This is a genomic window from Microcystis sp. LEGE 00066 (assembly GCF_015207925.1).
Lineage (GTDB): Bacteria > Cyanobacteriota > Cyanobacteriia > Cyanobacteriales > Microcystaceae > Microcystis > Microcystis ichthyoblabe_A.
This window is the reverse complement of the sequence record NZ_JADEVX010000046.1, coordinates 1-9,013: the sequence shown is the minus strand read 5'-3', so window position 1 is coordinate 9,013 and position 9,013 is coordinate 1. Positions and strand designations below refer to the sequence as shown.

Genomic DNA, 9,013 nt, shown 5'->3' with positions numbered 1-9,013 from the left:
AAACCCTCTAAAAGTCTCGAGGGAAATTTCGGGGTTAAGAAATAATATTAGTCCTGCAAAATTTCCTCGTATCTTTGTCCCGCTCGCTCCCAGGTGTACTCCGATTCCACCATCGCCCGGCCATTATGGGACAGTTGTTCTCGCACAGAAGGATCATCGAACAACCTAGAGATCGCTGCAACGTACTCAGCAACACTATTAGCCCGCAGCGCCCTAGGGGGAATTCCCGCTGCTGCCACCGTTAAACCCTCTAAACCGCGATCGCTGGCGACAATCGGAATCCCCGCGGCCATGGATTCTAGAGTTTTAGTCTTGATTCCCAATCCCACCCGCAGGGGAACCACACAAACGGTTCCTCGGTGTAAATATTCCACTGTCGAGGGAACGGTTCCCGTCACCCTCACACCGGGATACTTGGCCAGTTCGAGAACTTCCGGTGCTGGGTTTGCCCCCACTAGGGTTAAAGTGGTGTCGGGATATCGCTGTTGAATGACTGGCAGGACTTCTAAAACAAAAAAACGGGCGGCATCGATATTATGGGTAGAACTCATGGCACCGACAAAGACCAAATTATGACCGCCGGGATCCCGAGGACGATAGGGAAACAGGGCTAAATCCACGCCATTAGGCACGATATCCACCCGTGCATCCGGGAGGATTTTTAATAATTGTTCGCGATCATAATCGGTAGTGGCCACCAATTGCGAAAACTTGGCACAGTAACGTTTTTCGTACTGATAGAGTAGGGGCAGATAGAGAAAATCCCGCAGGGGATAGGTGGAGGCTCCTCTATCCAAATGATTGCGTGTCCAACCGTACACGGAACTGTGAATATCTACTACGGTTTTGACTCGCTGACGGTATTCTGGCCGGATAAAAATCTCGCTGATACTCTGAGCGCAGATAATTACATCACATTTTTGCTGCTCGACGTATTCATCTATTCGCTCTTGAATTAGCGGCGAACGATAACTAAGAACACTAGCAGGGGTCATATGTACTATTGCCTCCAGAAAGCGCCCTGTTTGACCGATTAGTTTTGTCAGTCCCTTGCCTGGTTCGGGAATTTCCTGGGGCGGAAATAAGACAAGATGATTGTTAAAGGTTTTTAATTCTTCGATCTGAGTTTCCGTGACATTTTCTACCCGACGAGCAAACAGGGTGACATCATGGTTTTGGTGAAGACATTTGATCAGGTTAAAAGTTCTCCCCTCCGTTGCCCCGCGACTAGGTGGATAGGGAAAGTTATTGCAAAAAAGGACTAATATTCTCATAATTCTGGTTCGGCAGCGGTTTTTGACAATAATTCTACCGTTTCCTTTAGTTGGCTATATACGGGAATCTCAACTGGGTATTTCTCGATCTCCCCAAGGGTGACTTTTCCTCGCCCTGTTAAGAGTAATACGGGCTGACAACCAGCTTCTAGGGCGCATTCTAGATCACTGGGCGCATCGCCGATGAACAACGAGCCGGCTAAGTCAATTCCGTATTGCTGGGCGGCTGTCAGCAGCAGATAGGGGGAGGGTTTGCGGCAGGGACAACCTTCGTCGGGATGGTGCGGGCAGATGGCAAGATCGTGAAAATGCACGCCCAATTGTCGGTATTCCTCAATCATACGCCCGTGAATCGCCGCCAAATCGTCCCAAGTGAAATAGCCCCTAGCAAGTCCCGATTGATTGGTGATGATGATCAGCAGATAACCCGCATCCTGCCACTGTTTTAAGGCAGCCGCTGCCCCGGCGGGAATGCTCACCTGTTCTGGTTTGCTCAGATAGGGAATATAGTCAATAACTACCCCATCTCGATCGAGAAATAAGGCTTTGTTCTTTTTTGCTCTATCTTCGCTTTCGCGGTCAGAATTGCCAAAATGTGGCGGAGACGGGTATTTCTGGTGGCCGTCATTGACGGAAATTGCGGGGAAAGGATTCATTGATGTTGGACTTTTTCGAGTCGGGGACTAGAATTCTCAGTTCTTCTGTCAGAGACGAGAGCTTGAACCGATGGACAGACAAAATTCGAGGGATTGTCGCGATTTGTGCTAGTTTTCTCGGCTAAATTGCTTCTCTTTACTATCTAGATGTCAGGGTATAGCAATCAGGGCATATTATACGCCGTCAGGCCTTTGGGCTTTTGATTATATCGGCGGTATTGTCAGGAATTGTTAACATTTTTGTCCAGCCAAACAAAAGGCCAAGACTGGCAAAGGTTGAACCCCCGCTCAGAAATCCCTCGTCTCGGTCAGAATAGATCAAAAGTTTATTCACAAACAAAACAAATTGTGCTAGGGTTGGGGCGTTTGTGGTATATTCCCAGAATAACTGGCAAAAAATCACTCTTTTGACTTGATCGCTCTAGGTTTTTCTAGAACTATCATTGGCCTGTTTTTCCTGTCCCGTGATCAATTCTACCGTGCTAGGGGTTTTATACCCAATTAATGGAGAGCGATTCTCGTCTTTTGATACTATTCAATATAATGACAGAATGATTGAGAGTTAAATTTATTCAACTAATAAAAATTGGAAAATCAAACCTATGCCAATGGTGGAAAAATCAAACAAAAAATTGGATAGTTTCCAGAGTGATCCGTCTCTGTCAATTTTAATCAAGACTGAATTGGAGGAAGCTTATGTCCTGAAAAAAAACCTACTAACCGAGACAAAATATCTAGAAAAAATCCAAGAGATTTGCCAAGTATGTATCAATGCTTATCGCAATAACCACAAAGTATTAGTGGCTGGTAATGGAGGCAGTGCCGCCGATGCTATCCATTTTGGCGGTGAGCTGCACGGCCGATTTCTGAAAGAAAGACAGTCTTTACCAGTTCGCGTCCTCAATAGCGATATCGCCAGTTTAACAGCGATTGCCAACGATTATGGCTACGAATATATTTTTAGCCGCCAGATAGAAGCGGAAGGAAACCCTGGCGATGTGTTTATCGGTATTTCCACTTCGGGAAATTCCGCTAATATCCATCAGGCTCTCAAAGTTTGTCAAGTAAAAGGTCTCACTAGCATCGGTTTAACTGGGGCGAAGGGATTAGCTCTAGAGCAAAAAACCGATTATTGTTTGATGATTCCTAGTACCAGTACCCCGCGCATTCAAGAAGGTCATGGTTTTGTTCTCCATACTATTTGTTTAGCGATCGAAGAAGCGCTCTTTCCTAACTAAAATCTCCTAGCAAAAAATCAACCTAAACAGCCTACCTATGATCATCAGAACCAAAGCTCCTTTAAGATTAGGTTTAGGTGGTGGTGGCACCGATGTGGAGCCCTACTGTAGTCTTTATGGGGGTTACGTTCTCAACGCTACTATCGATCTCTATGCCTACTGTACAGTCACGGAAATTACTGACAAACAAGTCATTTTTGTTGCCGCCGATCGAGGAGAACAACAAATAGAAACCCTCCAGTTTCCTCTCCCCTATAACGGCGTTCTCGATCTGCATAAAGCGGTCTATAATCGTTTGATTAAAGACTTTAATCAAGGGCAACCTTTGCCGCTGCAAATCACTACCTTTTCCGATGCGCCGGCTGGTTCGGGATTAGGTTCTTCTTCTACCCTAGCGGTAGCCATGGTTAAAGCCTTTGTGGAACTGTTAAAATTACCCCTAGGTGAGTATGATATCGCCCATTTAGCCTACGAGATCGAACGAATTGATCTAGGCTGGTTAGGGGGCAAACAGGATCAGTACGCTGCCACTTTTGGCGGTTTTAATTTTATGGAATTTTATGAACAAGATCGAGTCATAGTTAATCCTTTGCGGATTAAAAATTGGGTGATCAATGAATTGGAAGTCTCTCTGATCCTCTACTATACAGGCATTTCTCGCTACTCATCTCAAGTAATTGAGGATCAAATTCAGAATGTCCAAGAAAAAAATGAACAAGCGATCACCGCTACCCATCAACTCAAAAAAGAGGCAATTCTCTTTAAAGAAGCACTGCTTAAATCAGATTTTATGGGGATAGCAGAAATTCTGAGAACTTCTTGGGAAGCGAAAAAGAAATTATCGAAATTAATTAGTAATCCGCAGATTGATCGCATTTATCGGGTAGCGAGGGAAACCGGGGCCTATTCAGGCAAAATATCGGGGGCTGGTGGCGGTGGTTTTATTATCTTTATGGTCGATCCTACCAAGAAAATCGAAGTAACTAAAGCTTTGCAAGCAGCAGGAGGCCAAGTGATTAATTTTCACTTTACCAAATACGGAACCCAAGCATGGACATTATAGCAAACCAAGCATCAACGGGGAAGGATTATCCCTGTAACCCTAAAAATAGTTTTTAAAAGATTGGCAATAATTCAAATTTTTGAGGTGTATCTATGGATGTAATTATTCTGGCGGGTGGGTTAGGAACCAGGTTGCGATCGGTGATCAACACTTTACCAAAACCCATGGCTCCCGTTGCCGACAGGCCTTTTTTAGAGTATCTATTAGATTACCTAATCTCTCAAAAAATTACCAACAAATTTTTAGTTTCTGTGGGCTATGAACATCAGAAAATTATCGATCATTTTGGTTATAAATACAAGGAATACGAACTGACTTATTTGATAGAAGATACACCCTTGGGAACTGGAGGAGCAATCCGGTTGGCACTCAATAAAATTGAAACCGAACAAGCATTAATTGTCAACGGAGATACCTTGTTTAATGTCAATTTATCCGCCTTAATTAATTTACATAGTCAAAAAAAATCCCTGATAACTGTTGCTCTGAAGCCGCTAACTGACTTTGATCGTTATAATAATGTTATGCTAGACGATGACCAAAAAATTATCGGGTTTGAATCCAAAAAATATCAACATAAAGGCTATATTAATGGCGGCATATATTGTGTAGGTAAAAACATATTATCCAGCTTTGATCTGCCATCAAAATTTTCTTTTGAGGACGACTTTATCAAAGTTTATGCCGAGAAAATTCCCATGTATGGCTTGATTTCTGACGAATATTTTATTGACATAGGCATTCCCCAAGATTACAATAAGAGTCAACAAGAATTACCATCTTTCATCTGAAAAGTATTTTTTTGAGAGAGTCTTGGTAGTCACCTAAGTTCAGCAAATTTGTGTTGGTATCGTCAAATTATTTCTCAATAAATTCACCAGAGATGCTTGCTAGTTTCAATCAACCGATATTATCTATTGTTAGTCCGACCATCGGAAATTTTTCCGAATATTGGTTACAACAACTTTTATCCGTGCAGGGAAATGTAGAATTTATTTTAGTTTACCCTCCTGGCACAACTGCGGTCTTCATAGCTGACCCACGAGTAAAAATTTTATACAGTCTCTACAAAGGAGAAACACCTCAAAGAGCCTTCGGTTTAATGAACGCCACGGGTCAGTATATACTGGCTTTAGATGATGATGACTTCGTGCATCCGGACGTTGTATCCCTAACTTTTGAATACTTTGAGAAATTTCCTCAGAGTTGGATGCTGCGTTTGTTTAAAGAAAAAATAGACTACTTGGATGAAGAAAAAATTAAAAGACCTTGGCAGCAATTGCCATCTCTTGAGCAATTTAGGATTGCCAGAAAAAGAGAAGATTCCTATCAGGATTTGATAGAAGTTCCCATTGCTCCTCTAGAAAATCATTTTGATATAAAAGTTGCTCTCTGGCCCTACGCTAAGAGAAAAGACATTCATGGAAGTCATGTGGAACCTTTTAATAATACCATTTGGAAAAGTCCAGCAGTTAAAGAAGCTCTCACAGAAATGTTTCAAGGGACAAGAATGGCGGAACTTTTAACTTGGTTGCCTCTTTGGGGATTAGATAGGGCAATCGGACTATATATTCAAGCTAAATTTTTTCAAACAGGTGCTTGTATTGGTCATTGGATGCCCGAACCTGGTCAAATCAGATATATTGTTAGGCCTTATTCCTTAAAAACAGTGCGATTGTTAGTGTTGGTAGAGATGTTGTTAGTGAAACAATTTCCCCAGTATGGCTACTTTTGGAATCTATTTTTTGAAGAATTTTACAACGGTGTGAAAATTAAAATTAGGCAAATATTTAAAAAGCTAAATTAAGGTTAACAGCTAAAAAATAGGAAGCAAGTCTTAATACTTACTTACTTGGGAGATTACAGATAGACTGATATTTCATACCTCTTTACCCAAGCGAGAACGAATAAAGATTCGCGGCACATTTAAGATGTTGGGAATAACGAGATTCCACATATATCCGTACTGGGGAAAACGTCTGATTAAGTAAAGTTCAGAAAGTACACCATAACGATTAAATCGTATGTATTCAGGTGGATTATTTTCAATACGAATTTGTTCTGGCATCGGTAAGAGATGACCAATAATTTTGCCTTTTCCTTGCTCAAAAAACTTCGCTTGTATAGCTAGTCCCAAAACTCGATCAAGACACCAAAAGGGAATATACTTAAACGGACCCATAAAAGGCATTAACCCCACCAGATCCTTCAGGGTTTCCTGTGCTATAGAAGTTTTCCAAACCTTCTTGTCAAAATTCTCTGTATGAGGACCTCGATGATCTCTTCTTCCTCTAAAAATACACATTACGTCAAATTTATTATCGATAGGAGTAATGGGAATTTCCAATAGGTAGTTGCCTTGTTCGTATAGCTTAGAGTTACCTTGAGACCTACCACAAACTTCTAGTTTTTCGATCAGTTTTGGTGAAAGCCAAGGAGCTTCTAGAATTTCTTTTTTACCAAATTCAACATCTTTCCGGCTAAGTCTCATGACCCAACTATCAGGAAATCGGGAAAAGTATTGACGGCTAATTTCTGAAATGTCGGGATTGATATACTCATCACAATTAATTGTCAATGTATAGGGAGCGGTAGCATTGATCAAACCTGTGGCACGTTGAATAATTTCTCCCCGCAAGGGACTGACTATTTGCTGTACCCTAGGGTCGGAAGTGGGATACTTAGGGGCTCCCGGTGGATGAACCAAGATAAATTCTACTTCTCCCTTGACCTCGGTCAGCGCATTAAACCAGTGGTCAGCGAATCCTTCTCTAGTGGGAATAACAATTGATAGGCTTGGTGTTGAAACCTTGTCCATGATAAAAAAATTTTTTCTCTATTTTTTGATGCCATTGTATCATAGTTCTCTGGCAACAAGGAAAATTTCTGGAAGATCAGAAGGCTGAGAGATCAAGAGTGGGAATTCAAGAAAAATAAAATCGATATTCAACTTGTTTACCATCCTAAAAACTGATTTCTAGGTTTTTTAACCCACATTCCGCACCTTCAACTGTCACATAAGCTGTCCCCCTCCAGAGACTTGAGTAAAAATACTTAGCTGGTGAAGGTTTTCTCGGCACCAGCTAGGGGGGTCTTGAAACCCCTAATTATGAAAAAATAGGAATTGTTGGAAAACTGAGACGAGTGGACTGTTCGACCAGGAATCAATCAACAGAAATTGAAGTCAAAAATCTAGACCATCTGGGATTAGTAGCCGGAATTATCGATGAAATAGGAATCGTTGAAATTATCAACGAACAAGTCTCAATTGAGCGAGGAGAAATTGTCACAGCGGGGCAAGTCGTCAAAGCAATTATCCTGAACGGATTGGGATTTGTCTCCCGGGCTTTGTATTTATTTCCTCAATTTTTTGAAGATAAAGCAACCGAACATCTGCTGGGAGAGGGCATCGAACCCAAACAATTAAATGATGATAAAATTGGTGGTTCTTCGTTACTTGGTATGGTTCGATAGGGGAGCATAAATCGACTAAATCCTTATCTGGTAAGAGACTTAATTGATTAGTTCGCTCTAGATCAAAAACAATTGACAAAAATCGCCAAATGCTTTTCTATATAAGGGTTACATCCCTTATAACCCCCGTCCATTGCATAACACAAACCGGAGAGCTGGACTTTGGCGATTTAAATACTTGTTTACAAACAGTTTCTAAGTGTCACAGTTGACGGGGGAGCATCTCATTTATGCAAGTGAGTAATTATACTTGTCCCTAAAACTGGTTTCTGGCAAGGCTTTTAAAATAGCTTGACATAAAACCTGATTTAGGGGTTACAAAGGTGAGATGCTCCCCACAGAACTATTTTGGTAAGTGTTATCCGTCTTCGTGAGGAGTACTAAAGCAACACAGGCCGTAAGAAGTTTTTTGCCGCTTACGGGAGAAAATTGACAGTCTTGAGCAAGTTCTTCAACCGTTTTAGATTGCTTGGATCATTGTTCAAAAATTCCTAATTCTAAAGCGGAGAAAAGCGTTTGTGTTTTCCATCCAGCAATGATTAACTCTTGAATATCGAGAACATTCATCAGAAATAACTCCTGTTAGAAATGACATTAATTTGAAAGTGAGAAACAAAAATTTATAGCAATTATCTGACTTATGAGGTATAGTAGCAACAGTGAGTAAACCAATTACGAATATCTTTTTGAGTAACTTCTAACATAGCCAATTCAATCCCTTCTATTAAGTCTTTGGGTTCTTCGGTTTCTGTTATGTAATGTACGGGGGTTATAAGGGACGGAACCCTTATAGAGAAAAACGTTTGGCGATTTTTGTCAATTGTTTTTGATCTAGAGCGAACTAATCAATTAAATCTCTTGCCAGATAAGGATTTAGTTTATTTATGCCACCCTATCGAACCATAAAAAGTAACGAAGAGCCAGTCTTTGTAAGTTCTCGCCTTCAGTTTTCTTAACGTCGCTTTCACTATAACTCTTGCAAATTAATTATATATTATAATAATGGGTCAACTAATTTTCCCCAAAAAATTAGTTAATCAGTACATTTGTCCTGAATGAAAACTTGAAGTTTAACTTTTAACTCAAAACTCTTTAGATCTGCTTTAATTTGGTTATCAAAACCTCTTTATTTAAGCGGCACAAACTATCTCAATTATAAAAATTGAGAATAAATTCTCCTTGACTTGATTAATCTTTAGGCAACTTTTAAGAAGCTGCTATACCTATCCCTAACTCACAGTTATAAATAGCCGCCAACAAGTTAACTCTTAAACTATATCTTCGACGACGATTCCGATATTTACAGGA

7 protein-coding genes and 3 pseudogenes are annotated in these 9,013 nt (G+C 40.8%); 5 read left to right on the top strand and 5 right to left on the bottom strand.

Features of this window, described 5'->3' with window-relative positions; genetic code table 11:
* Positions 1-47: 47 nt before the first annotated feature.
* Both IQ224_RS08720 and IQ224_RS08715 read right to left on the bottom strand, forming a co-directional pair.
* Complete coding sequence (locus tag IQ224_RS08720; protein WP_002746574.1) at positions 48-1,274, bottom strand: glycosyltransferase family 4 protein; 1,227 nt, start codon at positions 1,272-1,274, stop codon at positions 48-50.
* Positions 1,271-1,930 (bottom strand): HAD-IIIA family hydrolase, encoded by a 660-nt coding sequence (locus tag IQ224_RS08715; RefSeq protein WP_002746573.1) that lies wholly within the window; start codon positions 1,928-1,930, stop codon positions 1,271-1,273. Before IQ224_RS08715 ends, IQ224_RS08720 begins: the two co-directional genes overlap by 4 nt.
* A 602-nt stretch (positions 1,931-2,532) precedes the next feature.
* Here IQ224_RS08715 and IQ224_RS08710 point away from each other — a divergent pair.
* From IQ224_RS08710 to IQ224_RS08695, 4 genes are all read left to right on the top strand, one after another.
* Positions 2,533-3,168, top strand: coding sequence for an SIS domain-containing protein (locus IQ224_RS08710; protein WP_002732320.1), 636 nt, complete (start codon positions 2,533-2,535; stop codon positions 3,166-3,168).
* A 37-nt stretch (positions 3,169-3,205) separates the two neighbouring features.
* Entirely contained in the window at positions 3,206-4,231 is a 1,026-nt protein-coding gene (locus IQ224_RS08705) for a D-glycero-D-manno-heptose 1-phosphate kinase (RefSeq protein ID WP_002746565.1), read from the top strand.
* Positions 4,232-4,323: 92 nt separating this feature from the next.
* Positions 4,324-5,022, top strand: a complete 699-nt coding sequence (locus IQ224_RS08700; protein WP_002746564.1) for a nucleotidyltransferase family protein — start codon at positions 4,324-4,326, stop codon at positions 5,020-5,022.
* A gap of 92 nt (positions 5,023-5,114) precedes the next feature.
* Positions 5,115-6,038: a glycosyltransferase family A protein gene (locus IQ224_RS08695; protein ID WP_002746563.1), complete on the top strand. Its 924-nt coding sequence runs from the start codon at positions 5,115-5,117 to the stop codon at positions 6,036-6,038.
* Positions 6,039-6,110: 72 nt separating this feature from the next.
* Here IQ224_RS08695 and IQ224_RS08690 read toward each other — a convergent pair whose 3' ends face one another.
* Positions 6,111-7,049, bottom strand: coding sequence for a hypothetical protein (locus IQ224_RS08690; protein ID WP_002746562.1), 939 nt, complete (start codon positions 7,047-7,049; stop codon positions 6,111-6,113).
* Positions 7,050-7,408: 359 nt separating this feature from the next.
* Here IQ224_RS08690 and IQ224_RS08685 point away from each other — a divergent pair.
* Positions 7,409-7,675: pseudogene (locus tag IQ224_RS08685) on the top strand (DUF4277 domain-containing protein); the annotation flags it as partial.
* Between the two features lie 345 nt (positions 7,676-8,020).
* Here the strand turns inward: IQ224_RS08685 and IQ224_RS24930 are convergent.
* Together IQ224_RS24930 and IQ224_RS08675 are read right to left on the bottom strand one after the other, a co-directional pair.
* Positions 8,021-8,164 (bottom strand): annotated as a pseudogene (locus IQ224_RS24930) (methyltransferase dimerization domain-containing protein); the annotation flags it as partial.
* A 747-nt stretch (positions 8,165-8,911) separates the two neighbouring features.
* Positions 8,912-9,013, bottom strand: a pseudogene (locus IQ224_RS08675) (IS5/IS1182 family transposase); the annotation flags it as partial.

Excerpts from the sequence above, each read along its gene's own strand:
- IQ224_RS08720 (WP_002746574.1), bottom strand. The coding sequence starts at position 1,274 with ATGAGAATATTAGTCCTTTTTTGCAATAACTTTCCCTATCCACCTAGT.
- IQ224_RS08715 (WP_002746573.1), bottom strand. The coding sequence starts at position 1,930 with ATGAATCCTTTCCCCGCAATTTCCGTCAATGACGGCCACCAGAAATAC.
- IQ224_RS08710 (WP_002732320.1), top strand. The coding sequence starts at position 2,533 with ATGCCAATGGTGGAAAAATCAAACAAAAAATTGGATAGTTTCCAGAGT.
- IQ224_RS08705 (WP_002746565.1), top strand. The coding sequence starts at position 3,206 with ATGATCATCAGAACCAAAGCTCCTTTAAGATTAGGTTTAGGTGGTGGT.
- IQ224_RS08700 (WP_002746564.1), top strand. The coding sequence starts at position 4,324 with ATGGATGTAATTATTCTGGCGGGTGGGTTAGGAACCAGGTTGCGATCG.
- IQ224_RS08695 (WP_002746563.1), top strand. The coding sequence starts at position 5,115 with ATGCTTGCTAGTTTCAATCAACCGATATTATCTATTGTTAGTCCGACC.
- IQ224_RS08690 (WP_002746562.1), bottom strand. The coding sequence starts at position 7,049 with ATGGACAAGGTTTCAACACCAAGCCTATCAATTGTTATTCCCACTAGA.